This window comes from Streptomyces sp. NEAU-sy36 (genome assembly GCF_013423905.1).
Classification (GTDB): Bacteria; Actinomycetota; Actinomycetes; order Streptomycetales; family Streptomycetaceae; genus Streptomyces; species Streptomyces misionensis.
Map to the genome: position 1 here is coordinate 1,791,598 of NZ_CP058977.1, position 25,862 is coordinate 1,817,459.

Here is a 25,862-nt window from a genome sequence, read left to right on the forward strand (position 1 = left end):
CGGGGGTAATCCGCGCGCGGACCCGGCCCTCCATGGCCCAGGCTGGCCCCATGCCTCGTCTCTCCGACCCCGGATTCCTCTCCGCCACCGCCGACCGGCTCGCCGCCCTGCCCACCGTCCGCGCCGTGGCCCTCGGCGGCTCCCGGGCCCAGGGCACCCACCGCCCCGACAGCGACTGGGACCTGGCCGTCTATTACCGGGGCCCCTTCGACCCGGCCGACCTGCGCGCCGTCGGCTGGCAGGGCGAGGTCTGCGGAGTCGGCGACTGGGGCGGCGGCGTCTTCAACGGCGGGGCCTGGCTGACCATCGACGGACGCCGGGTCGATGTGCACTACCGCGACCTGGACGTGGTCGAGCACGAACTGGCCGAGGCGGAGCAGGGCCGGTTCCGGGTGGAGCCGCTGCTGTTCCACCTCGCCGGCATCCCCACCTATCTGATCGTGGCCGAGCTCGCCGTCAACCGGGTGCTGCGCGGCGAACTGCCCCGTCCCGCCGGCTACCCGGACAAGCTGCGCCGGAGCGCCGCCGACCGCTGGCACGGCACCGCCCGCGCCACCCTCGGCTACGCCAAGGCGAACCACGCGCCGCGGGGGCGCCTCACCGAGACCGCGGGCGCCCTCGCCACCGCCGCGACCCAGGCGGCCCACGCCGTCCTCGCCGCCCGCGGGGAGTGGGTGACCAACGAGAAACGGCTGCTGGAACGGGCCGGACTGCGGGAGTTCGACGCGCTGCTGGGTGCGCTGAGCCCCGCTCCCGACGCCCTGGTCACCGCCGTCGTCAGGGCGGAGGAGATCGTCGCGGCGGCACTGCCACCGGCGCCGTGACCGCGGCCGGATGAGAAAACCCCGCGCACGGCGATGAGTTCCGGGCCCGGCGCCGGTCAGCACTCTCGACCGACCGTCGGACAGGAGGGCCCATGTCGCTTCCGGAGATCGTCTCGCGCGAGCAATGGCGCATCGCGCGCGAGGAGTTACGACACAGGGAGGAAGCGGTCAGCCGGGCGCGCCGGGCGCTCGGCGCCGAGCGGCGCCGGCTGCCCATGGTCGAGGTCGACCCCGACTACCTCTTCGAGGGCGGCGACGGCAAGGCGACCCTGCTGGACCTCTTCGAGGGGCGCTCCCAGCTGGTCGTCCACCACTTCATGTTCGCCCCCGAGTGGGAGACCGGCTGTCCCTGCTGCGCCGCCTTCCTGGACCAGGTCGGCCACCTCGCGCATCTGCGCGCCCGGAACACCTCGTTCGCCGCCGTCTCCCGGGCCCCGTTCACCCGCATCCTGCCGTTCAAGGCGCGCATGGGCTGGGCGGTGCCCTGGTACTCCTCGGCGCCCGGCGACTTCAACACCGACTTCGGGGCGACCGTGCGCGACGGCGGCGAGCTGGTCGAGCGGCCGGGCCTGAGCTGCTTCCTGCGCGAGCACGACCGGGTGTTCCACACCTACTCGGTCCACGACGCGGACCTGGCCGAACTGGGCGGCACCACCGCCCTCCTCGACCTGACCGCCCTCGGCCGGCACCCCGCCGGAAGCGAGGGGCTGCGTCTCCACGACGAGTACGACTCCTGACCGGAAGGTACGGTTTCCTTTCACTGTGTGACCGGATCATCGCGATCCGCGCCGAATCCGTGCCGGACACGTCTCAGTCCGGTCACCGGCCGAGGCGTTCACCTCCTGCCGGGCGTTCTCTCTCGCAGAACGACCCAGGACCACGCAGGACGACGCTCTTCCGGAGGTGCGTGATGGTGATGGTGACCGGACGAACGGTGCTCGGACGCTTCCCGGCGGGGGGTCCGCGCGGATCGCGGCCCGCGGAGGAGTTCGCGCACGCGCGACGCCTGGAGGGCCGGCCCGCCGAGGTCGTCATGGACCTGGCGACGGACACCTTCCTGGTGATCGTCCGGGGGAGCGAAGCGGCCGTCAGGCGGTGATCGTGCGCGACCAGTCCGGAGTCGTCCCCGTCGCCCGGCACAGCGCCAGGTAGAGCGGGATCGGCGGGGTGTACGGCACCGTGCCCCGCGGCCGGTGGATCAGCCGCGCGGCGCCCCCGACCAGCGCGCCCGGGGCATACTCGGCGGGCGCCGGCCAGGGCAGCGCGTAGTCGGAGTCGGACGGCACGATCCACCACCAGCGCGCCCCGTCGGCGTACACACACCCCAGTCGCGGCAGCCGTGCCACGACCGGCGGCCCGAGGCGATCGGGCACGGCCACGGCGTCACAGCCCAGCGGCACGGTCATGCCGTCCGGCACCTGCAGCCGGTGGCCCGGATCCGCACCCGGACGCCGGCGTTGCAGCCGCACCAGGGTGTTCATCCCGATCGCCCGTTCCGCACCCGTGGCCTCGGGGCCGGGAGCCGGGCGCCCGCCGGAGCCCCGCCCCGCCGCGCCGTGCCGTCCCGGGCTCGCCGCGCCGGTCACGGCCGCTCCCAGTCGCGGCGCTGCTCCGGCGCCCGGTGCGGAGGCTGCTCCACGCCCCGGTGCCGGTGCGGCTCGGCGGCGCCGTGCGGACGGCGGTCCGGGGTGCCGTGCCGGCGGTGGTGTCCTTCGGGCGCTCGGTGCGGTGGGTGCGGCTGTCCCGGCACCCGGTGCGCGGGCTGCCCGGCACCCGCACCGGAGGCGAGGTCGTGGGCCTCGGCCGGTTCGTCCTCGCCGGAGTCGCCGGGCCGGGCCGGCTTGGGGCGCGAGCCCCAGCCGAGATCCTCGCGCGGCGCGGCGGGCTCGGCGGCCGGCTCCTCCCGGCGGGCCAGCTCCGCCCAGACCAGCAGCCCGGAGCCGTGCTCCTGCGCACCCCAGGCCCGGCACAGCGCGTCGACGAGGAGCAACCCCCTCCCGTGCTCCTCGTCGGGCCGCCGCGCGGCCGGGTGGGGCTCGCCGGGAGCGCACCCCTCGTCGCGCACGGCGATGCGGACCATGTCGTCGTGGTCGTGCAACTCGCACACCACCCGGTCGCTCGCGGTGTGCACGATCGCGTTGGTGACCAGCTCGGATATGACCAGGGCCGCGCTGTCACAGGTGTCCGCGCACACCGACCAGCCGGTCAGCCGGGCGTGCGCCAGGCGCCTCGCCCGGGCGACGGAACCCGGATGCGCGACCAGCTCGAAACGGAACCGGCGCTCGGCGGCGCCGCCCCGCGGGGCAGCCACTGCGGCGCCGAGACCGGGGCGGTCGGCGGCGGCGTCTGTTCCTAAAGGCGCGGACGGAATCACGCCTGCCACTATCGCCCTGCCGCGGACACTTGGCAAGAGTCACTCTGAAAATTGCAGAGTGCGCTGTGACTCGGTCAGGCGCCGTGGCACACTGCTCGCAACAGCACGTCCCGCGGCGCCAATTGGGTCCACCGGAGGTCCGACCCGGTCTTCGAATGAGCCTTCGAACGGCGCCGCAGGGCTGTCAGGGTTCCTTTGAGTGAAGGCTTTCGGTGGAGGTGGGAGCGTGAGCGAGCCGCGGTCCGCGCCGACGGTGGGACAGGTTGTCCTCGGGCGGCGCCTGCTGGACCTGCGGGAACGCGCCGGGCTCAAGCGCGAGGACGCCGCGCGGGTACTGCGCGTCGCCCCCGCCACCGTCCGCCGCATGGAGATGGCCGAGGTCGCCTTCAAGATCCCGTACCTCCAGCTGCTGCTGAAGGCCTACGGTGTGCCCGAGGACGAGGCCGAGGCCTTCGTCCAGCTGGCCGAGGAGGCCAACCGCCCCGGCTGGTGGCAGCGGTTCCACGACATCCTGCCCGGCTGGTTCTCCATGTACGTCAGCCTGGAGGGCGCGGCGAGCCTCATCCGCTCCTACGAACCCCACTTCGTCCCCGGACTCCTCCAGACCGAGGACTACGCCCGCGGAGTACTCAGATCCGGCGCCATCGGCCAGACCAGCCCGGACGACATCGAGCGCCATGTCGCGCTGCGCATGCAGCGCCAGCAGTTGCTCACCCGCTCCGACGCCCCCCGGTTCTGGGCCGTGATGGACGAGACCGCCCTGCGCCGCCCGGTCGGCGGGCCCGAGGTGATGCGCGCCCAGGTCGACAGGCTCCTGGAGGCGGCGAACCTGCCGAACGTGACGCTCCAGGTCGCCCCGTTCGAGAACGGGCCCCACCCGGGGACCTACGGGCCCTTCGTGCTGTTCCGATTTGCCATGTCAGAACTGCCGGACATGGTCTACAGCGAGTACCTGACCGGCGCCGTCTACCTCGACGCGCGCACCGAGGTGGCGACCCACCTGGAGGTCATGGACCGCATGGCGGCGCAGGCCGCCACGGCACAACGCACGAAAGAGATCCTCCGGGATCTCCGCAAGGAGCTCTGAATGGAACGCATCAAGCCGCGCGCACGCGTCTACAACGGCATGCCCGCACGGGAGTTGGGCAGCGAGGGCTGGCACAAGCCCTGGAGCGGCGGCAACGGAGGAAACTGCCTGGAGGCGATGAAACTGGCCGACGGCCGGATCGCCGTACGCCAGTCCACCGACCCGGACGGGCCGGCGCTGATCTACACCATGGACGAGATGACCGCCTTCATAGAAGGCGCCAAGGCGGGGGAGGCCGACTTCCTGCTCACCTGACACGTGTCGCCTGTGTTGATTACTTGCTCGACTTCACGCATTGACAACAGACTTGACAACCCTTCACATTAGACGTTTACGGAGTGCCGCATGGCAGGGCAGGACCCGACGGCCGTCGAGATCGACACCAGCAAGCCGCATCCCGCGCGGATGTACGACTGGTACCTCGGCGGCAAGGACAACTACCCGGTCGACGAGGAGATGGGCCGGCAGATGCTGGCCCTCGAACCCCGCGTGCCGGTGATGGCCCGGGTCAACCGCGCCTTCATGCACCGCGCCACCAGGTGGCTGGCCCAGCAGGGGGTGCGGCAGTTCCTCGACATCGGCACCGGCATACCGACCGAGCCCAACCTGCACCAGGTCGCCCAGCAGGTCGCGCCCGACAGCCGGGTCGTCTACTGCGACAACGACCCGATCGTGCTGGCCCACGCGGCCGCCCTGCTGCGCAGCACCCCGCAGGGCGCCACCGAGTACCTCCAGGCCGACGTGCGCGACCCGGACGCGATCATCGCCGGTGCCCGGGAGGTCCTGGACCTGGGGCAGCCGGTGGCCCTCTCGCTGATCGCGCTGCTGCACTTCGTGCCGGACACGGACGGCGCCCATGAGCTGGTCGCCCGGCTGCTGTCCGAACTGCCGTCCGGCAGCTACCTGGTGATGACCCACGCCACGGCCGACTTCACCCCGAAGGACGCCGCGACCGCCACCGGCAAGCTCAAGGGCGCGGGCATCACCCTCGCCCTGCGCACCCGGGAGGAGTTCACCCGCTTCTTCGACGGCCTCGACCTCGTCGACCCGGGCGTCGAGGTCGTCCACAAGTGGCACCCCGAGCTGGGCGAACCCGTGCCGGGGCAGGAAGACGGAGTGATCCCGGGGTACGGCGCGGTGGCGCGGAAGGCGTAGCGGCGCCCGGCAGGGGCGGTGGTGTGCGCCCGCGCACCACCGCCCCTGACCGGCCTGTCCGCCCGCCCCTCCAACCAGCCTGTCCGCCGGCCCGTCGACCGGCTCGTCCCGGGGGAGTCCGGGGGCTCACACCCGCATCGGCTTGTCCCCCGGGGAGATCGGCGCGTGCAGTCGCGACGTGCCGGTCAGATAGCGGTCGACGGCCGCCGCCACGGCCCGGCCCTCCGCGATGGCCCAGACGATGAGCGACTGCCCGCGCGCCGCGTCCCCGGCGGCGAACACACCGGGCACATTGGTCGCGAACCCGTCGTCGCGGGCGATCGTGCCCCGCTCGTCCAGCGCCAGCCCCAGCTGGTCGATCAGCCCGTCCTCCCGGTCCGGCCCGGAGAAACCGAGCGCGAGCAGCACCAGATCGGCCGGGATCGTCCGCTCGCTGCCGGGCAACGGCCGCCGCCGCTCGTCGACCTCCACCAGCTCCAGCGCCCGCACGTGCCCGTCTCCGTCCCCGGTGAAACGGAGCGTCGACGCCGCGAACATGCGCGCGTCCGCGTCGGCCGCCGGGGCCGTCCGCAGATGCCCCGCCTCCTCGTGTGCCGGCGACAGCCGGTAGACCTTCGGGTACGTCGGCCACGGCTCCGCGTACTCGTCCCGCTCCGCGCCCGGCTGCGCGTAGATGTCCAGCTGGGTCACCGACGCGGCCCCCTCCCGCACCGCCGTCCCCAGACAGTCCGCCCCGGTGTCCCCGCCGCCGACGATCACGACATGCCGCCCGGCCGCCGACAGCGGCGAGACCGCGAGGTCCCCCTCGCACACCCGGTTGGCCAGCGGCAGATAGCGCATCGCCTGGTGCACCCCCGCCAACTCCCGTCCTGGCACCGGCAGTTCCCGCCACGCCGTGGCACCCGTCGCGAGGACGACGGCGTCGTACCGCGCCCGCAGCTCCGCCGCCCCCACGTCCCGTCCGACCGCCGTCGAGGTACGGAACCGCGTGCCCTCCGCCCGCATCTGCCCGAGCCGCCGCTCCAGCTGCCGCTTCTCCATCTTGAACGCCGGGATGCCGTACCGCATCAGCCCGCCGATCCGGTCGTCCTTCTCGTACACCGCGACCGTGTGCCCGGCCCGCGTCAGCTGCTGCGCGGCGGCGAGCCCCGTGGGGCCGGAGCCGATCACCGCGACCGTCCTCCCCGACAGCCGCTCCGGCGGCCGCGGCGCCACGAACCCCTCCTCCCAGGCCCGGTCGGCGATCGCGCACTCGACGTTCTTGATGGTGACCGCAGGCTGGTTGATCGCCAGCACACAGCCCGCCTCACAGGGGGCCGGGCACAACCGCCCGGTGAACTCGGGGAAGTTGTTGGTGGCGTGCAGCCGGTCGCTCGCCGCCCGCCAGTCACCCCGGGCCACCAGGCCGTTCCACTCGGGGATGAGATTGCCCAGCGGGCACGCGTTGTGGCAGAACGGAACCCCGCAGTCCATGCACCGGTCCGCCTGCCCGCCGATGATGGGCAGCAGCGCCCCGGGAACGTACACCTCGTCCCAGTCCCGCACCCGCTCGTCGACGGGGCGCCGCGCCCACTCCTGACGCGGCGTGGTCATGAACCCCTTGGGATCGGCCATGATGATCCTCGTCCTCGCGTACGGGCACCGGGGCGCCGGGTGTACGACGGGCCATACGCCACAAGGCAGCACATACCGCACATACCGCCACTCTTCCGGCCACGATACGTCCGCGCCGACGCCCCCGCAGTACGGACGCCGGCGCCCGTCGCACCGCTCCTGACCAGGCGCGGTGCCGACCGCCCTCAGCGGGGGAGGGACGTTCGCGCGCCCGGGGCCCGGCCGCGGCCGCACCCCCGGTCCTCGCCCTCCCCGGCTCCCCGCCACGCCCGCAGCACGGCCTCCACGGCCGGGGCGATCCGGCGCCGGGCCTCGTACCGCGGCACCCCTTCCATCAGCAGCCGGTCGTACGGCGTGTCCACGTGCCGCACCCCGGCCACGACCGCCGACACCACCGCGGTCTCGGACAGTGCCCGCCCGGCCGCGCTGCGCCCCACCCGCCCGCTGCCCCGTACGGAGGCGTGCGCCGCGATGGCCCGGGCCCGCTCCGCCGGGCAGCCCGGGAACAGGCGGAGGATCTCGGCCGCGAACGCCGCCGTGAACCGCTCGTCCGCCACCCCCCGGCGCCGCGCGTCCCGCGCCCGCCGCCGGCGCCGGGCCTCCGCGTCCGCCAGGCAGCGCTCCTCCGCACGGGCCAGCGCCGCCTCCTCCACGAGGACGCCCTGCCGCTCGTAACGGCTCTTGCGCCGGTTGAACCGCACCACCACGACCGACAGCGCGCTCTCCTCCCGCGACCTGCGGGTCAGCGCCGTGTCACCGCGCGGCAGGAACACCAGATGCCCGAGATCGGCGCAGTCCAGGCAGCGCGGCGCACCGTCCTCCAGCACCAGCAGCGACAGCGGGCCACGCCGGCAGGCGGCACAACGCTTGTGCCGCAGTGGCTGGACGGCGACAAGTCGGCCCGGAGAGTGCGGAGTTACGGGCTGGCCCATATGCCTTTCCTTCCCCGTCCGGCAGGGCTCCGCACCGCCGCCGCACCGCACCCGGCATCATGGGCCCGTGCGACTCGAAGCGATCACCTGGGAACGGCTCGCCGAGCGGCTCGCCGACCGGCTGGCCGGGCTGGAGACGGCCGACGGCGGAGCCTGGGCCCGCGTCGGCTTCGACGGTGCCCCGGCCGCCCGCCCGGGAGACCTGGCCGAGCTGGTCGGTCAGGCGCTGCGGGTGCGCGGCCGGCCGTCGCTGGTCGTCGGCACCGAGGGTTTTCTGCGCCCCGCCTCACTGCGACTGGAGCACGGCCGGCGCGACGCGGAGTCGTACTACGGCGGCTGGTTCGACACCGGTGCCCTGTGGCGCGAGGTGTTCGGCCCGCTCGACCCCGGCGGCGACGGGCGCGTCCTGCCCGACCTGTGGGACCCGGCCACCGACCGCGCCACCCGCAGCCCCTATGTCCAACTCCCGCCCGGCGGCGTCCTGTTGATGCACGGCCCCCTTCTGCTGCGGCACTGGTTCCCCTTCGATCTGACCGTCCACGTCCTCCTCTCCCCGGGCGCCCTGCGCCGCCGTACTCCGGAATCCGACCACTGGACGCTCCCCGCCTTCGAGCGCTACGAGGCGGAGACCGACCCGGCCGGCACGGCGGATGTGGTGGTGCGCGCCGACGACCCGCGCCATCCCGCCTGGAACGGCTGACCCGCACGGACCGCAGGGGGCCGTCGCGCCGCCTCGGCGGGCTCGGCGGTCAGAACCAGCCGTTGCGTCTGAAGCCCCGGTACAGCGCCAGGCACGCCAGCGCCATCGCCCCCATGGCCAGCGGATACCCGAACCGCCAGTGCAGCTCCGGCATGTGGTCGAAGTTCATGCCGTACACACCGCACACCATGGTCGGAACGGCGATCACGGCAGCCCACGCCGTGATCTTCCGCATGTCCTCGTTCTGCGCGACCGTCACCTGCGCGAGGTGCGCCTGGAGGATGGAGTTGAGCAACTCGTCGAAGGCGGCTATCTGCTCCGTGGCCCGGATCAGATGGTCGAGCACGTCCCGGAAGTAGGCCTGTATCTCGGGGGCGACGACCCGTATGGGCCGGGTGGCCAGGTCCTCCACGGGGCGGGCCAGCGGCATCACCGCTCGCTTCAGCTCAAGCAGTTCGCGCTTCATCTGGTAGATGCGCCCGGGATCGAGCCGCGCGCCCTCTTCCGAGAACACCTCGCTCTCGACCTGGTCGATGTCGGCCTGCACCGCGTCCGTCACACCGAGGTAGTCGTCCACCACATGGTCGGCGATGGCGTGGAGCACCGCCGCGGGGCCCTTCGAGAGCTGGTGCGGGTGGGCCTCCAGCTCTTCGCGCAGCGGGCCCAGCGAGCCGTGTCTGCCGTGCCGGACCGTGATGACGAAGTCCTCGCCGACGAAGACCATGATCTCGCCGGTGTTCACCACCTCGCTGGTCGCCGTCAGCCGTTCGTGCTCGACGTAGCAGACCGTCTTGAACACCGCGAACAGCGTGTTGCCGTAGTGCTCCAGCTTCGGCCGCTGATGGGCCTCGACCGCGTCCTCCACCGCCAGCGGGTGCAGGTCGAACAGCTCCGCGACGCCCGCGAACTCGTGGTCCGTCGGTTCGTGCAGCCCCAGCCAGACGAAGCCCTCGCCGGTCTTGCGGACCATCCGCACCGATTCCAGCAGATCGGTGCACTGCGGCACGCGCACGCCGTCCTGGTACGTCACGCAGTTGACCACCGAGGAGCCGAGGGGGGAGCGGGCCGGATGACTCAGGTCCACGCGCGGCCGCCGCCGGGCCAGCCGCGCGACCTTGCGCAGGCCGTCCACCGGGCTCAGCCCCGTGACCTTCCGCAGATTTCCTGCCATGGACATCTGGATCTCCTCGGGTGGATCTCCTCGTGCGACGCTTCCGCGCCGTGATCCGAGAGTGTGCCAGGCCAGGGCAAAGCGCGGGTAAGCCTGTGGGAACGCGGCGTTCCGCTTGGTTCCCGCCTGTGGACGACACGCGGGGCGGCCCCGTGCGCGAGGAGGAGCCGACCGGCCGTACAGGCCGTCCAACCGGGATGATCGCCGTATGACACCATCCGACGGGTACCTTCTGGACAACCGGCAGCGCGAGGCGGGGGAGCGCTTCGACGCCTTCGCCGTCCTCTTCGACCCCACGACCTTCCGGCACATCGAGGCGCTCGGCATCGAGCCCGGCTGGCGCTGCTGGGAGGTGGGGGCCGGCGGTACCTCCGTGGTGTCCTGGCTCGCGGAGAAGGCGGGCCCGGCCGGTCGGGTCGTCGCCACCGACATCGACACCTCGCGGCTCGCCCCCGCGGGCCGGCCGCCGGTGGAGATCCGTGTCCACGACGTGGGCGCGCAGGAGCCGCCGGGGGAGGGCTTCGACCTGGTCCACGCCCGGCTGGTGCTCGTGCACGTCCCGGACCGGGACCGGGCGCTGCGGTCCATGATCCAGGCGCTGCGGCCCGGCGGATGGCTGCTGGTCGAGGACGCCGACCCCGCCCTCCAGCCGCTGACCTGCCCCGACGAGTCCGGCCCCGAGCAGCGGCTCGCCAACCGGCTGCGCCAGGGTTTCAGGAAGCTGCTCGCCGAGCGCGGCGCCGACCTCGCCTACGGGCGCCGGCTGCCGCGGCTGCTCCGGGAGGCCGGTCTCCACGAGGTCGAGGCCGACGGTTTCTTCCCCATGACCTCGCCCGCCTGCACCGCCCTGGAGACCGCGACGGTCCGCCAGATCCGGGGCCGGCTCATCGACGCGGGCCTGGCCACCGCCGAGGAGATCGAACAGCACCTGGCCAACGTCGAGGCCGGCGGCATGGACCTGACCACCGCACCGATGATCTCGGCGTGGGGACGCAAGGCGTGACACCGGTCCGCGATGCGTGACACCGGCTCGCGTGCGCGCCGCGATGCGTGATACCGGCTCAACGTGCACGCCGCGATGCGTGATCCGGTGCGTGAAACCGGCTCGCGTGCGCGCCACCGGTCCGCACCCATGCCGCGATGCGCGCCACCGGCCCTGCGCCGCAATGTGTGCCACCAGCCGTGCCGCAAGGCGTGACACCCGCCCCCGCCCGGCCGCACCGTCTCGCACGTGACGCGTCTCCAGGCCGGCCGACCCCTTGCGGGGTCCGTGGTCGGCCGGCGGGCCGAGGATGTGGTGGTCAGTCCGCGGGCTCCGGTTGCGATGGCCGCGATGGCCTGTCGGCGGGCCCCGAGGGCGGCGGTCCGCCGACAGGCCCTGGATGCGGTGGTCTGGCGCCGACCAGGCCCACCGCCTCCGCGCCCGCCCGGCACCCGCGCACCGCCGCTTCCTCCGGGTCCATGCCCGCCAGGAGGGCGGCGAGGAAGGCACCGGTGAAGGCGTCGCCGGCGCCCGTGGTGTCCCGAGGGGTCGCCGGTACGGCGGGGACCCGGACGGGTGCGCCGCCCGCCCCGGCCACCAGCGCCCCCTCCGCCCCCGCCTTGACCACCACCAGCGGGACGATCTCGCTCAATCTGGCCGCCGCGTCCGCCGGTTCCGGCAGCCCTGTCAGCAGGCACGCCTCGTCCCGGCTGGGCAGCAGGGCGTCCAGCCCCCGCGCGAAGGCGAGGAAACGCTCGGTCCCCAGCCTCGCCAGAAAGCCCGCCGAAGCCGGGTCCATGCTGACCGGGACGCCCCGTGCGCGTGCCGCCGCCAGCGCGGTCCGCGCGAGCGCCCGGCTCGACTCGGTGAACAGCAGATAGCCCGACAGATGCAACCGGCCCACCCCGTCGAGCAACGCGTCCGACCAGTCGGCGGGCTCCAGCCGCAGTGAGGCACCGCTGTCCGTGAGGAACGTACGCTCGGCCGCCGCCCCGGCGTCGACCAGGCAGACCACCGTCCCCGTCGCCGCCCGCGGATCGGTCACCAGCAGGGGACGGACCCCGGCCGCGAGCAGCTCGCGTTCGTGCCACACCGCCGAGTCCGCGCCCACCCGGCCCAGCAGCCGAACGTCCGGACAGCCCGAACGAGACGCCCAGCAGGCCACGTTGGCGCCCGCGCCGCCCGGCAGCGTGCGGATCACCGCCGCGGTGTCGGTGCCGGCCGCGAGCGGGCCCCGGTGCCGGGCCACCACATCCGTGACCACGTCCCCGACGACCAGCAACGCTCCCGCGCGCCCCGAGTTCACCCCCGCGCCCACGCGACGGCGATCCGCGCCCCCAGCCGCACATTGCCCCGCACCGCCGCCAGGTTGGCGTTCAGCGACGCGCCGTCCGTGTGCCGGACCAGGTGGTCCAGGAGGAACGGCGTCACCGCCTGACCCGTGACACCTCGTTCCGCGCAGGCGGCGAGCGCCTCGTCGAGCACGCGCGCGTGCAGCTCCGGGTCGAGCTGGTCCGCCTCCGGCACCGGATTGGCCACGATCAGCGCCGACCCCGCGGCGTCCAGCGCGTCCTGCGCCCGCATCACCGCGGCGACCTCTTCCGGACTGCGCAGCGTCCAGTCCACCGGATGCCCCGAGTCGGACAGATAGAAGCCGGGGAACCGGTCGGTGCCGTACCCGGCGACGGCCACACCCAGCGTCTCCAGTCGTTGCAGGGTCGCGGGCACGTCCAGGATCGACTTCACGCCCGCGCACACCACGGTGATCCCGGTCCGCGCCAGCAACCCCAGGTCGGCCGACTCGTCCTGGGTCACCGTCCACTCCCGGTGCACCCCGCCCAGCCCGCCCGTGGCGAAGACCCTGATGCCCGCCAGCGCGGCCAGCCGCGCGGTCGCCGACACCGTGGTCGCCCCACTGGCCCGCGCCGCCACGGCGAGCGGCAGGTCGCGGTGGCCCAGCTTGCGGATGCCGTCCTCGTTGGCGACCCGCTCCAGCTGCGCCTTGTCCAGGCCGATCAGCGGCCGCCCGTCGAGCACGGCGACCGTCGCCGGTACCGCGCCCTCGCCGCGCACCGCCTCCTCCAGCTCCAGGGCCACCCGCAGGTTGCGCGGGCGGGGCAGGCCATGGGCGATGATCGTGGACTCCAGGGCCACCACCGGCCGCCCCGAACCGAGCGCTTCCCGGACCTCTTCCGACACCACCAGCACCATGTGCCCGCCTCCTGTCCGTCGGTCCCTGCCCGTCCTCCCTCATCCCTGGCGGGCGCCGGCCACGGCTAAACGCCGGGCGGCCCGGCCGGTCCGCGCGGTGGCCGAAGACGGCCGAACGAGGCGGCGACCCCGGCCGGATCCGCGCGCCGACCGGTCAGAACAGCGGTTCCGGGAGCACCCCTTCGAGCGCGAGCAGCTTCCGCTTGGTCTCCAGACCGCCCCCGAAGCCCCCGATCCCGCCGTCGCTTTCGACCACCCGGTGACACGGCACGACCACCGGCAGCGGATTGGCGCCCATCGCCGCGCCGACCGCCTGCGCCCCGCCGGGCTGCCCGACGCGCCCGGCGAGGTCGCCGTACCCCACCACGCTGCCGTACGGCACACCGGAGGCCAGCTCCCGCAGCACCTGCCGGTTGAACCCGGAGATCAGCGACCAGTCCAGCGGCAGCTCGAAGTCCTGCCGCTCACCCGCGAAGTACGCCCGCAGCTGACGTATCGCCTCGGCCAGCGGCGGAGCGTCCGGATCCGCGACGGGCGCACCGCCGAACCGGGCCGCCAGCCGCTCCAGCGCCCGCCCGCGCACGGCTTCGGTGGCGTGGAAGACGACGTTGACCAGCCCGTTCGCGGTCGCCGCCAGCATCAGCGGGCCGATGTCCGTCTCCACGACGGTCCACACGACCCGCTGCCCGTCCTGCCCATGGCTGTCCATGCGCCCACGGTACGACCCACCACTGACAACGCCCGCCCGACCGGCTCACCGCCCGCGCAGCGCCGCCCGGACCACGTCGGCCTTGCTGCTGATGATCCCGTCGACGCCGTACCCCGCCACCTTCAGCGCGGTCGCCTTGTCGTCCACCGTCCACGCGTACACCCCGAGCGGCCGGCCGTGCGCCCCGCGGACGCCGTGCACCGCCGAGACGTAGGCCTTCGACAGCGATCCGTGGGACGGATTGATCAGATCGGCGAAACGCGCGTACTGCTTCAGCTGCGACACCGGGGGCGCGCCGAGGTAGGCCGTGGTCAGCGCGGGCTTCAGCTCGTGGACGGTCCGTACGCTGCCCGCGCTGAAGCTCTGCACGACCAGCCGCTTGAGGTGCGGGCGGTCCAGCCAGCCGTCGTTGCCGAGGGTCTTCAGGATCTGCCGCTCGATGCCGGGGTACAGCTCGGGGTTCTTGACCTCCAGGAGCAGGCTCTGGTGGTTGTGCTCGACCCGGCGCATGTACTGGTCCAGTGTCGGTACGCGCGTGCCCTTGTAGGCGGGCGAGAACCAGCTCCCCGCGTCCAGGCGGGCGATCTCCGCGGCGGTGAAGTCCTTCACCTTCCAGGGCGCCCGGCCGGGGAAGACCTTCTGCACGTCCGTGGTGCGTTGCAGGCTGTCGTCGTGCACGACCACCAGCTCGCCGTCCTTGGTGCGCTGGACGTCGTTCTCCACCCAGGCGGAGCCCACCCGGGCCGCCTCGTCGATCGAGGGCAGCGTGTTCTCCGGGGCGTAGGCGGGGGCACCCCGGTGGCCGATCACCAGGGGCGTGCGCACTTCGCCCGCCCGGGCGTCGGAGGTGGGGTTCACCAGGACCACCGCCGCCAGGACGGCGACGGCCGAAGCGGCGACCACGCGCGCGTGCATGCGTACTCCTCACGTCGAGCGAAAACCGACAGCACCAGACTGACAGCACCGTGGCCACGGCACGCGGACGCGCGAAGGCCACACCTCACGTGAAGACGTCCCCGCGTGCTCACCGGTGCCTCACAACTGGGGCAAGGGCGTGTTTCTTTGTCGGAAAGTCGTTCGACCATTCCGGTGCGGGTCATACTCTCTGCGACACCCCGGCCGCCGGAGCGGTCCCGGGACGGCGCGCATTTCCCGGAATTCCGGGACAGACGAGGGCGAAGGGCAGCCGCGGATGCAGGGCACGGTCGACGGTTTCGGCTACGGGGCCGTCACCCCGTTGGTGGCCTTTCTGATGGCCTGCCTCGGCGGCGCCCTGGGACTGCGCTGCATCACCCGGTCCCTGCTGCTCCCGCACTCCCGGCGGGCCGTCTGGCTGGCCCTGGGCGCCGCCGCGCTCGGCTGCGGCATCTGGACCATGCACTTCATCGCCATGCTGGGTTTCAGCATCGAGCGGACACCGGTCCACTACGACCAGCCGGTCACCTACGCGAGCCTCGGGCTCGCCGTCGTCATGGTCGGCATCGGCGTCTTCATCGTCGGCTACCGGGGCCCCAGCGGGGGGCCGCTGTTCACCGGCGGCACGATCACCGGTCTGGGCGTCGCCTCGATGCACTACCTCGGCATGGCCGGAATGCGCTTCCACGGTCAGTTCGTCTACAGCATCCCCACGGTCGTCGTCTCCGTCGTCATAGGGGTCGCCGCCGCCGTGGCCGCCCTGTGGGCCGCCGGCCGCGCCCGCGGGCTGCTGCCGACCGTCGGCGCCAGCCTCCTGATGGGGGCGGCCGTCAGCGGCATGCACTACACGGCGATGGCCGCCCTCAGCGTCCACCTCGACGGCACCGCCGAGACCACCGCCGACGCCCAGACGACCTCCGCGCTCGTGCCCATGCTGATCGGCCCGCTCGTCATGCTCGTCCTCGTGGGCGTCGTCGTGGTCCTCGACCCGATGCTCGTGGTGCGCCGCCCCGCACCGGTGCCCGTCGAGCGCCGGCCGGGCGTCCCGGCCGCCGCCCGGATCCCGCGCACCGCCCCCCACCAGGGAGACCACCCGGTCCGCCGCCCCGTGCGGCAGGGCGCCCGCACCCCGCAGAACCGCTGACCGGGACCCGTTGTCAGTGCGGGGTCGTACGGTTGATGACATGCGGCCCGTTTCCCACATCGAACGCACGGTGGCGCCCATCGAGGTCGTCAGCCCCTACCAGCCCAGCGGCGACCAGCCGGCGGCCATCGCCGACCTGGCCAAGCGCATCAAGGCCGGTGAGAAGGACGTCGTCCTGCTGGGCGCGACCGGCACCGGCAAGTCCGCCACCACCGCGTGGATGATCGAGAAGCTCCAGCGCCCCACCCTGGTGATGGCGCCGAACAAGACCCTGGCCGCGCAGCTGGCCAACGAGTTCCGCGAGCTCCTGCCGAACAACGCGGTCGAATACTTCGTCTCGTACTACGACTACTACCAGCCCGAGGCGTACGTCCCGCAGTCGGACACCTACATCGAGAAGGACTCCTCGATCAACGAGGAGGTCGAGCGGCTGCGCCACTCGGCGACGAACTCGCTGCTCACCCGCCGTGACGTCGTCGTGGTGGCCTCGGTGTCCTGCATCTACGGCCTCGGCACTCCCCAGGAGTACGTGGACCGGATGGTCCCCCTCCGCGTCGGCGACGAGATCGACCGGGACGAGCTGCTGCGCCGCTTCGTCGACATCCAGTACACGCGCAACGACCTGGCCTTCACCCGCGGCACCTTCCGCGTACGCGGCGACACCATCGAGATCTTCCCGGTCTACGAGGAGCTGGCCGTCCGCATCGAGATGTTCGGTGACGAGATCGAGGCGCTGTCCACGCTGCACCCGCTCACCGGCGAGATCATCAGCGACGACCAGCAGCTGTACGTCTTTCCCGCCTCCCACTACGTCGCCGGCCCCGAACGCATGGAGCGGGCCGTCAACGACATCGAGAAGGAGCTGGGCGAGCGCCTGGCCGAGCTGGAGAAGCAGGGCAAGCTGCTGGAGGCCCAGCGGCTGCGCATGCGCACCACCTACGACATCGAGATGCTCCGCCAGATCGGCACCTGCTCCGGCGTGGAGAACTACTCGATGCACTTCGACGGCCGCTCGCCCGGCTCCCCGCCCAACACCCTGCTCGACTACTTCCCGGACGACTTCCTGCTCGTCATCGACGAGTCGCACGTCACCGTTCCGCAGATCGGCGCGATGTACGAGGGCGACGCCTCCCGCAAGCGCACCCTCGTCGAGCACGGCTTCCGTCTGCCCTCCGCCCTGGACAACCGGCCCCTGAAGTGGGAGGAGTTCCAGGAGCGCATCGGGCAGACCGTCTATCTGTCGGCCACCCCGGGCGCCTACGAGCTGTCGCGCTCCGACGGCGTGGTGGAGCAGATCATCCGCCCGACCGGCCTGGTCGACCCGGAGGTCGTGGTCAAGCCCACCGAGGGCCAGATCGACGACCTGGTGCACGAGATCCGCAAGCGCACCGAGAAGGACGAGCGCGTCCTGGTCACCACGCTCACCAAGAAGATGGCCGAGGACCTCACCGACTACTTCCTGGAACTCGGCATCCAGGTGCGCTACCTGCACAGCGACGTCGACACCCTGCGCCGGGTGGAGCTGCTGCGCGAACTGCGCTCCGGCGAATACGACGTGCTGGTCGGCATCAACCTGCTGCGTGAGGGCCTCGACCTGCCCGAGGTGTCCCTGGTGGCCATTCTCGACGCGGACAAGGAGGGCTTCCTGCGCTCCGGCACCTCGCTGATCCAGACCATCGGCCGCGCGGCGCGCAACGTCTCCGGCCAGGTCCATATGTACGCTGACAAGATCACCCCGGCGATGGAGAAGGCCATCGAGGAGACCAACCGCCGCCGGGAGAAGCAGATCGCCTACAACAAGGCCAAGGGCATCGACCCGCAGCCGCTGCGCAAGAAGATCAACGACATCGTCGCGCAGATCGCCCGCGAGGAGGTCGACACCGAGCAGCTCCTCGGCAGCGGCTACCGCAAGTCGAAGGACGGCAAGGGCGCCAAGACGCCCGTTCCGACGGCGGACAAGCCCGGCAAGGGCAAGGCGGCCAAGGGCGCGAAGGGCAAGGCCGCGGCCACGGTGCCCACCGACCGTCCGGCGGCCGAGCTGGCCGAGCAGATCGAGGAGATGACCGAGCGGATGCGCGCCGCCGCCGCGGAGCTCCAGTTCGAGATCGCGGCCCGGCTGCGCGACGAGGTCTCCGAGATGAAGAAGGAGCTGCGGCAGATGCGGGAGGCGGGCCTCGCCTGACCCGGGCTGCCGCCGGACCCCGGCGTACGCGCAGTGTTGCAACACCGACACAAAGCGCGGGCCGGGGCTCGGCGCCCTCGGCGCCCCTGCGTAGGGTTTTGATCAGCCGCGCGGTACGGCGGCCAACAGGGGACCTTCGAGAGGGGATTCAGCCGTGTCCGTCAACTTGAGCAAGGGTCAGGCCATCAGCCTGGAGAAGAACGACGGGGGCACCCTCTCCGCGGTCCGCATGGGCCTGGGCTGGCAGGCGGCGAAGCGGCGCGGCCTGTTCGGCTCGCGCACCAAGGAGATCGACCTGGACGCCTCGGCGGTGCTCTTCGCCGAGAAGCAGCCGGTCGACGTCGTCTTCTTCCGGCACCTGGTGAGCGACGACGGCTCGGTGCGCCACACCGGCGACAACCTGGTGGGCGGCGCCGGCCAGGGCGGCGACGACGAGGCGATCCTCGTGGACCTGGAGCGCGTCCCGGTCCACATCGACCAGATCGTCTTCACCGTGAACTCCTTCACCGGCCAGACCTTCCAGGAGGTGCAGAACGCTTTCTGCCGTCTGGTGGACGAGAGCAACGGCCAGGAACTCGCCCGCTACACGCTCGCCGGAGGCGGCGAGTACACCGCCCAGATCATGGCCAAGGTGCACCGGGCCGGCTCGGGGTGGACGATGACCGCCCTCGGCACCTCCGCCAACGGGCGCACCTTCCAGGACCTGATGCCGGCGATCCTGCCGCACCTGTAACCCCGGTACGCCGGGGCGGGGCACGGACGACAGCACGACACGGGGGGCGACGGGGATGACGGCCGAGCTGGTGCGGGGACAGAACCACCCGCTGGCCCACCTCCGGCTGGAGATCCAGATCTCGGCCGGGACGCCGGTCCTGGCCGGGGCCACCCTGGGCGACGAGCACGGCACGGTGCACGGCTCCCAGTGGGTCGCCCACCCCGGCGCGCCCGCGCCCCCCGGCATCCAGGTCTCCCGGCGGGCCGCCGACGGACACCGTCTGGCCGTCGACCTGTCCGCCGTGCCCGAGGCCGTGCACCGGGTCGACGTCTTCCTCGCGCTGCCCACCGCGACCGCGGGTCCGGACACCTTCGGCGCCGCCGCCGCACCGCACACCGTGGTGCACGGCCCCGACGGCACCGCACTCGCCTCCTACACCCTCACCGGGCTGGACACGGAGACGGCCGTGGTCGCCCTTGAGCTGTACCGCAGACGGGGTGCCTGGAAGATACGCGCGAGGGGCCAGGGGTACGCCGACGGGCTTGTGGCCCTCTTCGCGGACCAGGGCCTGCGCGAGGCGGCCGCCCTCGCCGCCATCGCCCAGGAGACGGCGGCCGCCCACGAACGCCTGCGGCCCTCCCCGGAGGGCGAGGCCCTGGGGGACGCACCCGGCGGCTCGCTCGACACCCGCCCCGGCCGCCCGATCGACTACACCCATCCCGCCCGCCCACGGCACACGACGCCGCGGGAACCGGCCGCCGTCGGCCCGGCCCACGACGGGACGCCCGCCGGGCCGGTCGCGGGCGACGCCGTCGGATGGTCGCCGGAGGAGCGGCTGTACAACCAGGTCCAGGGCATGTTCGAGGACCTGGCACGGGCCACGGCCGCCTACCGCGGCGCCGTCGACTTCGCCGACGCACGCCTGGAGAAGGAACTCGACCAGGTCCTCGCCGACCCGCGCACCCGCCTCGGTGGCACGGGAGAGGCCGCCCGGGAGGCCGCCCGCGCCCGCCGGGACCAGCTGGCCGCCCAGGCGCGTGCCGCCCTCGATCGTGAGCTCGCCCAGCTCACCGCCGAGTCCCAGGTGGTCGAACCCGCGCTCCCGCCCGCCTGCGCCCGCTGGGACCATCCCGTCTGGCACGGCTACCGAGTGCCCGCCGAACCGCCGATGGCCCTGCGGCTCGGCGACCTGCACCTGCCCGAGAGCCTGCCGCTGCGCATCCCCATGCTGGTCAGACTGCCGCTGGAGCAGGGCCTGTGGATCGACAGCGGAACGATGGGCAGGCCCGGCGCGCTCGGCGCGGACCCGGCCTCGACGCGGCAGGCCGCCATGGAGGCGGCGGTGGCGCTCGCGGCCCGGCTGCTCGCCGTGCACCCGGCGGGGGAGTTCGCCGTGCGGGTCATCGACCCGGCAGGCGCGGGCGCCCGCGCGCTGCTGCCGCTGACCGGTGCCGGACTGCCGGCGGAGCCGCCCGCGCGCGGGGCGGCGGGCGTCACCGCGATGCTGGAGCGGCTCACCCGGCGGGTGGACCTGGTGCAGATGGCGGTGCGGGGCGGCGCCGCCGAGTCGCTGCCGGACGACGTGGACCTGGCGCGGCAGCTGCTGATCGTCAACGACTTCCCGCACGGTTTCGACGACCGTTCCCTCGCCCGGCTGCGCTATCTGGCGGACGAGGGCCCGGCCGTCGGCGTCCACCTCCTGTTGGTCGCCGACCGCGCGGACGCCGCCTGCCACGGCCCCGTGCTGAACCCGCTGTGGCGCTCGCTCACGCGGCTCACCCCGGTTCCCGACGACCACGGCGCCGATCCCTGGGTGGGCCATGCCCGGACCTACGAGCCCGCGCTGCTCCCGGCGGGCAGCCGGATCCTCGGCCGCGTGCTCGGCGAGGTGGCCACCGCTCGGACCAAGAAAAAGTAAAGCCATCATGATCAGGTATTTTGAACTCTCCTTTGCCTTTCTCTTTACCATTGCTTGGTGATTGGGGTACTGTCTTCCGTACGGAGGGGAGTACTCCCTGACTGCGGCGCACCCGTCAGTACGGACCGTTTCCGGTCCCGGGGCGCCGGCCCCGCGCGGGTGGAAGAGACCTCCGGCAGTGACAACGCATATGTGCTTGCCATCTCGACATGCCGGAGGTTGCCGTGGAAGTCTCCACGACCCTGTGGGTCCTGACCGTCCTGGGTCTGGCCGCCCTGATCGGAATCGACTTCCTCGTCGGGCGAAAGCCCCATGAGGTGTCGATCAAAGAAGCCGGGGTCTGGACCGTCGTCTGGATCGTCCTGGCCGCACTCTTCGGTGCCGGCCTCCTCGTCTTCGGCGGCGGGCGCCCGGCCGGCGAGTTCTTCGCGGGCTATATCACCGAGAAGTCGCTCAGCGTCGACAACCTCTTCGTCTTCGTCCTGATCATGACGAAGTTCGCGGTGCCCGCCCTGTACCAGCGGCGCGTGCTGCTCATCGGCGTCCTCATAGCCCTGGTGCTGCGCGCCGTGTTCATCGCGGCCGGAGCCGCCATCGTCACCAGCTTCTCCTGGGTGTTCTTCCTCTTCGGCGCCTTCCTGATGTGGACCGCCTGGAAGCTCGTCCAGGAGGCCCGCGCCGACGACGCGGACGAGGAGGAGTTCGAGGAGAACAGGCTGCTGAAGGCCGCGGAGCGCAGGTTCGGCGTGGCCGACCGCTACCACGGCACCAAGCTGTGGGTCCGGCGGAACGGCAAGCGGATCATGACCCCGATGCTGGTCGTGATGCTCGCCATCGGCACCACGGACGTCCTGTTCGCCCTGGACTCGATCCCCGCGATCTTCGGCCTGACCCAGGACCCGTACATCGTCTTCACCGCCAACGCCTTCGCGTTGATGGGCCTGCGCCAGCTGTACTTCCTCCTCGGCGGCCTGCTGAAGAAGCTGGTCCACCTCTCCTACGGCCTGTCGGTCATCCTCGGCTTCATCGGCGTGAAGCTGGTGCTCCACGCGCTGCACGAGTCGGGTGTCCCGGTTCCCCAGATCAGCATCCCGGTGTCGCTCGGGGTGATCTGCGCCGTCCTGGCCGTCACCACGTTCACCAGCCTCATGGCCTCCCGGAAGCAGACCGCCGCGGCGGCCGGCGCGGACGCCGAGGGCGAGCGGAAGGAGGCCGTGGACGCCTGACCGCGGCGCCGCGCACGAGATCCGGAACGAACACGCGGGGGCCGGCCGAAACGACGCCGGGCCCCGCAGGGAAAGGTACGGAAGCATCCAGAAGGAACGGAATGCGAATCATGTAGCCGTCTGCGACGATCGCGACATGATCAGTTGGCTGAGATCACTCGCCCGGCGATGGACCATCCCCGTGCCGGTGATCGCGATCGTCCTGCTGGTCCTCACGTGGCACCGGGCCATGCCCGCCCCGGTCATCGCCCTGGTGACGGTCGTGCTCGCCGGGGCCGTCCTCGCGGCGGTGCACCACGCGGAGGTGGTCGCCCACCGGATCGGCGAACCCTTCGGCTCCCTGGTGCTGGCCATCGCCGTCACCGTCATCGAAGTGGCCCTCATCGTCACACTGATGGCCGACGGCGGCGACAAGAGTTCCACCCTGGCCCGGGACACCGTCTTCGCCGCGGTGATGATCACCTGCAACGGCATCGTCGGCATCTGCCTGCTCGTCGGCTCGCTGCGGCACGGCACGGCGGTCTTCAATCCCGAGGGCACCGGCGCCGCCCTGGCGACGGTGGCGACCCTGGCCACGCTGAGCCTGGTGCTGCCCACCTTCACCACCAGCAAGCCCGGACCTCAGTTCTCCTCCCTGCAACTGACGTTCGCCGCGCTGTCCTCGCTGATCCTCTACGGCCTGTTCGTGACCACCCAGACGGTGCGCCACCGGGACTACTTCCTGCCCATCACCCGGCAGGGCGAGGTCATCAGCACCGAGGACCACGCGAGCCCCCCGTCCAGACGCACCGCCCTGATCAGCCTCGGCCTGCTCGGCCTGGCGCTGATCGGCGTCGTCGGCCTGGCCAAGGGCGTGTCGCCCGCGATCGAGGCGGGGGTGGCGGCGGTGGGCCTGCGTCAGGCCGTCGTCGGCGTGATCATCGCCCTGCTCGTGCTGCTCCCCGAGACGATCGCCGCACTGCGCGCCGCCCGCCGCGACCGTGTGCAGACCAGCATGAACCTCGCGCTGGGATCGTCGATGGCCAGCATCGGCCTGACCATACCGGCGGTGGCGCTCGCCTCGCTGTGGCTGCCGGGACCGCTCATCCTCGGCCTCGAACCCGTCCACATGCTGCTGCTCGCGCTGACGGTGGTGGTCGCCTCCCTCACCGTCGTACCGGGGCGGGCCACCCCCTTGCAGGGCGGCGTCCACCTCGTGCTCTTCGCGGCCTATCTGGAACTGGCGATCAATCCTTAGGGGCACGGCTCCGGCCGGTCCGGGACGCCCTCGGCCGCGACGGCGGGCAGACCCGGCCCGGCGACGCCGCACGCGCCCCGGCTCAGCCCGTGGTGGCCGGCTCCACCGCGGGCACGCGCGAGGGGCGGGTCTCCGGCAGCAGCGCGAAACACCCCAGGCTGAACAGGGCCATGGCGGTCAGATACACGCCCACGCCCCAGGGGACGCGCCCGCTGCCCTGGGCCAGCGCGGTGGCCACGACCGGGGTGAGCGCGCCGCCGATGATCCCGCCCAGGTTGTAGCCCACCGAGGCGCCCGTGCAGCGCACCCGTGCCTCGAACAGCTCTGGCAGATAGGCGGAGATCACCGCGAACACGGTGACGAAGGCGAGCAGCGCGCCCAGGATGCCGAAGAACATCAGCAGCGGCTCGCCGGTCGCCAGCAGCGCCACCATGGGCAGCATCCACAGCGCGCAGAGCGCGCACCCGGTCAGGCACATCGGCCGGCGTCCGCAGCGGTCGCCGAGCAGCGCCGCCGCCGGAACGAGGGGGGCCTGCACGACGACCGCGGCCATGACACAGGTCAGCATGACCGTGCGGCTCACTCCGAGCCGCTCCGTGGCGTACGACAGCGACCAGGTCGTCACCGTGTAGAACACCGCGTACCCGACGGCCATCGCCCCGGCCGCCAGCAGCACCAGCCGCCCATGGCGCCGTACGACCTCCACGAGCGGCATGCGCACGGGGTCGTCGATCTCCAGGAACCGGGGGCTCTCGGCCAGCGACGAGCGCAGCCACAGCCCCGCCAGCGCGGGCACGGCGGCCACCCAGAACGGCACCCGCCAGCCCCACTGCGCGAACTGCGCGTCCGACAGCCCGGCCGACAGCGCCACCATGACGCCGTTGGCGAGCAGAAAGCCGATCGCCGGGCCCGCCTGCGGAAGGCTCGCCCACAGGGTGCGCCGCTCGGCCGGCGCGTGCTCCACGGTCAGCAGCACGGCCCCCAACTCGCCGCCGAGCCCCAGCCCCTGCAGGAACCGCAGCAGGAGCAGCAGCACGGGCGCGGCCACGCCGATCGACGCGTACGAGGGCACGCAGCCCACCGCGACCGTGGAACCGCCGGTGAGCAGCAGCGAGGCGACGAGCACCGGCCGTCGGCCGCGCCGGTCGCCCAGGTGCCCGAACAGCACCGAGCCCAGCGGTCTGGCCACGAAGCCCACACCGAAGGTGGCGAACGCCGCGAGCGTCCCGGCGAGCGGCGAGAAGGACGGGAAGAACAGCCGCCCCAGGACCAGCGCCGCCGCGGTCCCGTAGGCGAAGAAGTCGTAGAACTCGACCGCGGCCCCGGCGAGGGAGGCGGCGGCGAGGCGGGGCAGGGAGGCGGAGGTGACAGGACGTACATCGTGCATGGTGCGTCAACTACCCACCGTGATCACGGGTTACGGGGGCGTGTGGGGGTGACCGAGTGACCGCAGCGCGCGCCCGGGGCGAGGGGGCACAGGGCCGGGGTGCGCGCCGGGGCCGTGATAGACCGGGGGCGAGCGGCGGTCGCCGTCGTACCGCCTCGAACGACCGGAGGAACCGTGCCCCGCACCCTGGCCAACGCCCCGATCATGATCCTCAACGGGCCCAACCTGAACCTGCTCGGCCAGCGCCAGCCCGAGATCTACGGCAGGGAGACCCTCGCGGACGTCGAGGCGCTGTGCGCCAAGGCGGCGGCCGCGCACGGCGGTTCGGTCGATCTGAGGCAGTCCAACCACGAGGGCGAACTGGTCGACTGGATCCACGAGGCACGCCTGGACCACTGCGGGATCGTCATCAACCCCGGCGCCTACTCCCACACCTCGGTCGCGATCCTGGACGCGCTCAACACCTGCGACGGGATGCCCGTCATCGAGGTGCACATCTCCAACATCCACCAGCGCGAGACCTTCCGGCACCACTCGTACGTCTCCCTGCGCGCGGACGGCGTGATCGCCGGGTGCGGCGTGCAGGGCTACGCGTTCGGCGTCGAGCGCGTCGCGGCGCTGCTGGCCACCGCGTAGCCCGCGCGCCGCCTACAGGCGGCCCGCCTCGACGATCCGCCGCAGAAAGCGCCGGGTGCGCTCCTGGCGCGGCTCCCCGAACACCTGCTCGGCGGTGCCGCGCTCCAGCACCACCCCGCCGTCCAGGAAGCAGACCTGGTCCGCGACATCGCGCGCGAAGCCCATCTCGTGGGTGGCCAGCACCATGGTCATGCCCTCGTCCTTCAGGCCCCGGACCACCTCCAGCACCTCGCCCACCAGTTCGGGGTCGAGGGCGGCCGTGATCTCGTCCAGCAGCAACAGCCGGGGCCGCACGGCGAGCGCCCTGACGATCGCCACCCGCTGCTGCTGGCCGCCGCTGAGCCGGTCCGGGTAGGCGTCCGCCTTGCCGGCGAGCCCCAGACGCTCCAGCAGTTCCCTGGCCCGCTCCTCGGCCGCCGCGCGGGAGACGCCGTGCACCCGGCGCGGGGCGAGCGTGATGTTGTCCAGCACGCTCATGTGCGGAAAGAGGTTGTACGCCTGGAAGACCACACCGATCCGGCGCCGGACCGCGTCCTGGTCGGTGCGGGGATCGGTGATCTCCTCGCCGTCCAGCCAGATCGCGCCGTCGTCGATCTCCTCCAGGAGGTTGGCGCACCGCAGCAGCGTGGACTTGCCGGACCCGGAGGCGCCGATCAGCGCGGTCACCGTGTGCGGGGCCACCTCCAGGTCGACGTCCCGCAGTACCACCGAACCGCCGAACGTCTTGCGCACCGACTCCATGC

General features: G+C 72.6%; 25 protein-coding genes and 1 pseudogene. 15 read left to right on the forward strand and 11 right to left on the reverse strand.

Going from position 1 to position 25,862, the window contains the following annotated elements; translation table 11 throughout:
* Positions 1-50: 50 nt before the first annotated feature.
* The 3 genes from HZZ00_RS08105 (at position 51) to HZZ00_RS08115 (ending at position 1,923) form a co-directional block, all read left to right on the forward strand.
* Entirely contained in the window at positions 51-824 is a 774-nt protein-coding gene (locus tag HZZ00_RS08105) for a nucleotidyltransferase domain-containing protein (protein ID WP_180331562.1), read from the forward strand.
* A 92-nt stretch (positions 825-916) separates the two neighbouring features.
* Positions 917-1,561 carry a DUF899 domain-containing protein gene (locus HZZ00_RS08110; protein ID WP_180331563.1) on the forward strand — a complete coding sequence of 215 codons (645 nt, stop codon included), beginning with the start codon at positions 917-919 and terminating at the stop codon, positions 1,559-1,561.
* Between the two features lie 179 nt (positions 1,562-1,740).
* Positions 1,741-1,923 (forward strand): hypothetical protein, encoded by a 183-nt coding sequence (locus HZZ00_RS08115; RefSeq protein ID WP_180331564.1) that lies wholly within the window; start codon positions 1,741-1,743, stop codon positions 1,921-1,923.
* Here HZZ00_RS08115 and HZZ00_RS08120 read toward each other — a convergent pair.
* Positions 1,913-2,305: a hypothetical protein gene (locus HZZ00_RS08120; RefSeq protein WP_180333426.1), complete on the reverse strand. Its 393-nt coding sequence runs from the start codon at positions 2,303-2,305 to the stop codon at positions 1,913-1,915. The two genes, HZZ00_RS08115 and HZZ00_RS08120, sit on opposite strands and share 11 nt — an antisense overlap.
* Before the next feature lie 314 nt (positions 2,306-2,619).
* Positions 2,620-3,207, reverse strand: a pseudogene (locus HZZ00_RS08125) (ATP-binding protein); the annotation flags it as partial.
* 217 nt (positions 3,208-3,424) lie between these two features.
* Between HZZ00_RS08125 and HZZ00_RS08130 the strand changes: the two are divergent.
* The 3 genes from HZZ00_RS08130 to HZZ00_RS08140 all read left to right on the forward strand — a co-directional run bounded on the left by HZZ00_RS08130 (position 3,425) and on the right by HZZ00_RS08140 (position 5,440).
* The gene (locus HZZ00_RS08130; protein WP_180331566.1) at positions 3,425-4,285 is read left to right on the forward strand and encodes a helix-turn-helix transcriptional regulator; all 861 of its coding nucleotides are present in this window, start codon (positions 3,425-3,427) and stop codon (positions 4,283-4,285) included.
* Positions 4,286-4,540 carry a DUF397 domain-containing protein gene (locus HZZ00_RS08135; RefSeq protein WP_070028498.1) on the forward strand — a complete coding sequence of 85 codons (255 nt, stop codon included), beginning with the start codon at positions 4,286-4,288 and terminating at the stop codon, positions 4,538-4,540. It abuts the gene before it with no gap.
* 90 nt (positions 4,541-4,630) lie between these two features.
* Positions 4,631-5,440: an SAM-dependent methyltransferase gene (locus tag HZZ00_RS08140; protein WP_180331567.1), complete on the forward strand. Its 810-nt coding sequence runs from the start codon at positions 4,631-4,633 to the stop codon at positions 5,438-5,440.
* A gap of 126 nt (positions 5,441-5,566) precedes the next feature.
* Here HZZ00_RS08140 and HZZ00_RS08145 read toward each other — a convergent pair whose 3' ends face one another.
* Positions 5,567-7,054, reverse strand: coding sequence for a glutamate synthase subunit beta (locus tag HZZ00_RS08145; RefSeq protein ID WP_180331568.1), 1,488 nt, complete (start codon positions 7,052-7,054; stop codon positions 5,567-5,569).
* A 185-nt stretch (positions 7,055-7,239) separates the two neighbouring features.
* A complete protein-coding gene (locus HZZ00_RS08150; protein WP_180331569.1) occupies positions 7,240-7,986 on the reverse strand; it encodes a DUF2293 domain-containing protein in 747 nt (248 codons plus the stop codon).
* A gap of 67 nt (positions 7,987-8,053) precedes the next feature.
* Here HZZ00_RS08150 and HZZ00_RS08155 point away from each other — a divergent pair, with 67 nt between their 5' ends.
* Positions 8,054-8,686, forward strand: a complete 633-nt coding sequence (locus HZZ00_RS08155; RefSeq protein WP_180331570.1) for a uridine kinase — start codon at positions 8,054-8,056, stop codon at positions 8,684-8,686.
* A 49-nt stretch (positions 8,687-8,735) separates the two neighbouring features.
* Here the strand turns inward: HZZ00_RS08155 and corA are convergent, their stop codons facing one another.
* Positions 8,736-9,863 (reverse strand): magnesium/cobalt transporter CorA, encoded by a 1,128-nt coding sequence (gene corA, locus HZZ00_RS08160; protein WP_180331571.1) that lies wholly within the window; start codon positions 9,861-9,863, stop codon positions 8,736-8,738.
* Between the two features lie 202 nt (positions 9,864-10,065).
* On the opposite strand from corA, the gene HZZ00_RS08165 reads away from it, so the two are divergent.
* On the forward strand, positions 10,066-10,860 hold the full coding sequence (locus HZZ00_RS08165) for a class I SAM-dependent methyltransferase (RefSeq protein WP_180331572.1): 795 nt from the start codon (positions 10,066-10,068) through the stop codon (positions 10,858-10,860).
* A gap of 298 nt (positions 10,861-11,158) precedes the next feature.
* On the opposite strand, the gene HZZ00_RS08170 is transcribed toward HZZ00_RS08165, so the two are convergent.
* From HZZ00_RS08170 to HZZ00_RS08185, 4 genes are all read right to left on the reverse strand, one after another.
* The gene (locus HZZ00_RS08170; RefSeq protein WP_180331573.1) at positions 11,159-12,157 is read right to left on the reverse strand and encodes a carbohydrate kinase family protein; all 999 of its coding nucleotides are present in this window, start codon (positions 12,155-12,157) and stop codon (positions 11,159-11,161) included.
* Positions 12,142-13,050 carry a pseudouridine-5'-phosphate glycosidase gene (locus HZZ00_RS08175; protein ID WP_180331574.1) on the reverse strand — a complete coding sequence of 303 codons (909 nt, stop codon included), beginning with the start codon at positions 13,048-13,050 and terminating at the stop codon, positions 12,142-12,144. The genes HZZ00_RS08170 and HZZ00_RS08175 overlap by 16 nt, the downstream gene beginning before the upstream one ends.
* Positions 13,051-13,204: 154 nt before the next feature.
* Positions 13,205-13,759, reverse strand: a complete 555-nt coding sequence (locus HZZ00_RS08180; protein WP_180331575.1) for a methylated-DNA--[protein]-cysteine S-methyltransferase — start codon at positions 13,757-13,759, stop codon at positions 13,205-13,207.
* 45 nt (positions 13,760-13,804) lie between these two features.
* Entirely contained in the window at positions 13,805-14,674 is an 870-nt protein-coding gene (locus HZZ00_RS08185; RefSeq protein WP_180331576.1) for a glycerophosphodiester phosphodiesterase family protein, read from the reverse strand.
* A 277-nt stretch (positions 14,675-14,951) separates the two neighbouring features.
* On the opposite strand from HZZ00_RS08185, the gene HZZ00_RS08190 reads away from it, so the two are divergent.
* The 6 genes from HZZ00_RS08190 (at position 14,952) to HZZ00_RS08215 (ending at position 23,096) form a co-directional block, all read left to right on the forward strand.
* Entirely contained in the window at positions 14,952-15,818 is an 867-nt protein-coding gene (locus tag HZZ00_RS08190) for an MHYT domain-containing protein (protein WP_180331577.1), read from the forward strand.
* A 40-nt stretch (positions 15,819-15,858) separates the two neighbouring features.
* A complete protein-coding gene (uvrB, locus tag HZZ00_RS08195) occupies positions 15,859-18,000 on the forward strand; it encodes an excinuclease ABC subunit UvrB (RefSeq protein WP_180331578.1) in 2,142 nt (713 codons plus the stop codon).
* 154 nt (positions 18,001-18,154) lie between these two features.
* Positions 18,155-18,733, forward strand: a complete 579-nt coding sequence (locus HZZ00_RS08200; protein WP_180331579.1) for a TerD family protein — start codon at positions 18,155-18,157, stop codon at positions 18,731-18,733.
* A gap of 55 nt (positions 18,734-18,788) precedes the next feature.
* Entirely contained in the window at positions 18,789-20,633 is a 1,845-nt protein-coding gene (locus HZZ00_RS08205; RefSeq protein ID WP_180331580.1) for a TerD family protein, read from the forward strand.
* Positions 20,634-20,857: 224 nt separating this feature from the next.
* Entirely contained in the window at positions 20,858-21,859 is a 1,002-nt protein-coding gene (locus HZZ00_RS08210; protein ID WP_180331581.1) for a TerC family protein, read from the forward strand.
* 136 nt (positions 21,860-21,995) lie between these two features.
* Positions 21,996-23,096, forward strand: a complete 1,101-nt coding sequence (locus tag HZZ00_RS08215) for a calcium:proton antiporter (protein ID WP_180331582.1) — start codon at positions 21,996-21,998, stop codon at positions 23,094-23,096.
* 82 nt (positions 23,097-23,178) lie between these two features.
* On the opposite strand, the gene HZZ00_RS08220 is transcribed toward HZZ00_RS08215, so the two are convergent.
* Entirely contained in the window at positions 23,179-24,483 is a 1,305-nt protein-coding gene (locus tag HZZ00_RS08220; RefSeq protein WP_257585715.1) for an MFS transporter, read from the reverse strand.
* Positions 24,484-24,657: 174 nt separating this feature from the next.
* Here HZZ00_RS08220 and aroQ point away from each other — a divergent pair, with 174 nt between their 5' ends.
* Entirely contained in the window at positions 24,658-25,119 is a 462-nt protein-coding gene (gene aroQ / locus HZZ00_RS08225) for a type II 3-dehydroquinate dehydratase (RefSeq protein WP_180331583.1), read from the forward strand.
* 12 nt (positions 25,120-25,131) lie between these two features.
* On the opposite strand, the gene HZZ00_RS08230 is transcribed toward aroQ, so the two are convergent.
* Positions 25,132-25,860, reverse strand: coding sequence for an amino acid ABC transporter ATP-binding protein (locus tag HZZ00_RS08230; protein WP_219014077.1), 729 nt, complete (start codon positions 25,858-25,860; stop codon positions 25,132-25,134).
* Positions 25,861-25,862: the final 2 nt, after the last annotated feature.

What these genes read in the sequence shown, in the direction of transcription:
- HZZ00_RS08105 (WP_180331562.1), top strand. Translation starts at nt 51, where the DNA reads ATGCCTCGTCTCTCCGACCCCGGATTCCTCTCCGCCACCGCCGACCGG.
- HZZ00_RS08115 (WP_180331564.1), top strand. Translation starts at nt 1,741, where the DNA reads ATGGTGACCGGACGAACGGTGCTCGGACGCTTCCCGGCGGGGGGTCCG.
- corA (WP_180331571.1), bottom strand. Translation starts at nt 9,863, where the DNA reads ATGTCCATGGCAGGAAATCTGCGGAAGGTCACGGGGCTGAGCCCGGTG.
- HZZ00_RS08230 (WP_219014077.1), bottom strand. Translation starts at nt 25,860, where the DNA reads ATGGAGTCGGTGCGCAAGACGTTCGGCGGTTCGGTGGTACTGCGGGAC.
- HZZ00_RS08180 (WP_180331575.1), bottom strand. Translation starts at nt 13,759, where the DNA reads ATGGACAGCCATGGGCAGGACGGGCAGCGGGTCGTGTGGACCGTCGTG.
- HZZ00_RS08110 (WP_180331563.1), top strand. Translation starts at nt 917, where the DNA reads ATGTCGCTTCCGGAGATCGTCTCGCGCGAGCAATGGCGCATCGCGCGC.
- HZZ00_RS08135 (WP_070028498.1), top strand. Translation starts at nt 4,286, where the DNA reads ATGGAACGCATCAAGCCGCGCGCACGCGTCTACAACGGCATGCCCGCA.
- HZZ00_RS08205 (WP_180331580.1), top strand. Translation starts at nt 18,789, where the DNA reads ATGACGGCCGAGCTGGTGCGGGGACAGAACCACCCGCTGGCCCACCTC.
- HZZ00_RS08120 (WP_180333426.1), bottom strand. Translation starts at nt 2,305, where the DNA reads ATGAACACCCTGGTGCGGCTGCAACGCCGGCGTCCGGGTGCGGATCCG.
- uvrB (WP_180331578.1), top strand. Translation starts at nt 15,859, where the DNA reads ATGCGGCCCGTTTCCCACATCGAACGCACGGTGGCGCCCATCGAGGTC.
- HZZ00_RS08185 (WP_180331576.1), bottom strand. Translation starts at nt 14,674, where the DNA reads ATGCACGCGCGCGTGGTCGCCGCTTCGGCCGTCGCCGTCCTGGCGGCG.
- HZZ00_RS08165 (WP_180331572.1), top strand. Translation starts at nt 10,066, where the DNA reads ATGACACCATCCGACGGGTACCTTCTGGACAACCGGCAGCGCGAGGCG.
- HZZ00_RS08150 (WP_180331569.1), bottom strand. Translation starts at nt 7,986, where the DNA reads ATGGGCCAGCCCGTAACTCCGCACTCTCCGGGCCGACTTGTCGCCGTC.
- HZZ00_RS08220 (WP_257585715.1), bottom strand. Translation starts at nt 24,483, where the DNA reads ATGCACGATGTACGTCCTGTCACCTCCGCCTCCCTGCCCCGCCTCGCC.
- HZZ00_RS08190 (WP_180331577.1), top strand. Translation starts at nt 14,952, where the DNA reads ATGCAGGGCACGGTCGACGGTTTCGGCTACGGGGCCGTCACCCCGTTG.
- HZZ00_RS08140 (WP_180331567.1), top strand. Translation starts at nt 4,631, where the DNA reads ATGGCAGGGCAGGACCCGACGGCCGTCGAGATCGACACCAGCAAGCCG.
- HZZ00_RS08215 (WP_180331582.1), top strand. Translation starts at nt 21,996, where the DNA reads ATGATCAGTTGGCTGAGATCACTCGCCCGGCGATGGACCATCCCCGTG.
- HZZ00_RS08145 (WP_180331568.1), bottom strand. Translation starts at nt 7,054, where the DNA reads ATGGCCGATCCCAAGGGGTTCATGACCACGCCGCGTCAGGAGTGGGCG.
- HZZ00_RS08175 (WP_180331574.1), bottom strand. Translation starts at nt 13,050, where the DNA reads ATGGTGCTGGTGGTGTCGGAAGAGGTCCGGGAAGCGCTCGGTTCGGGG.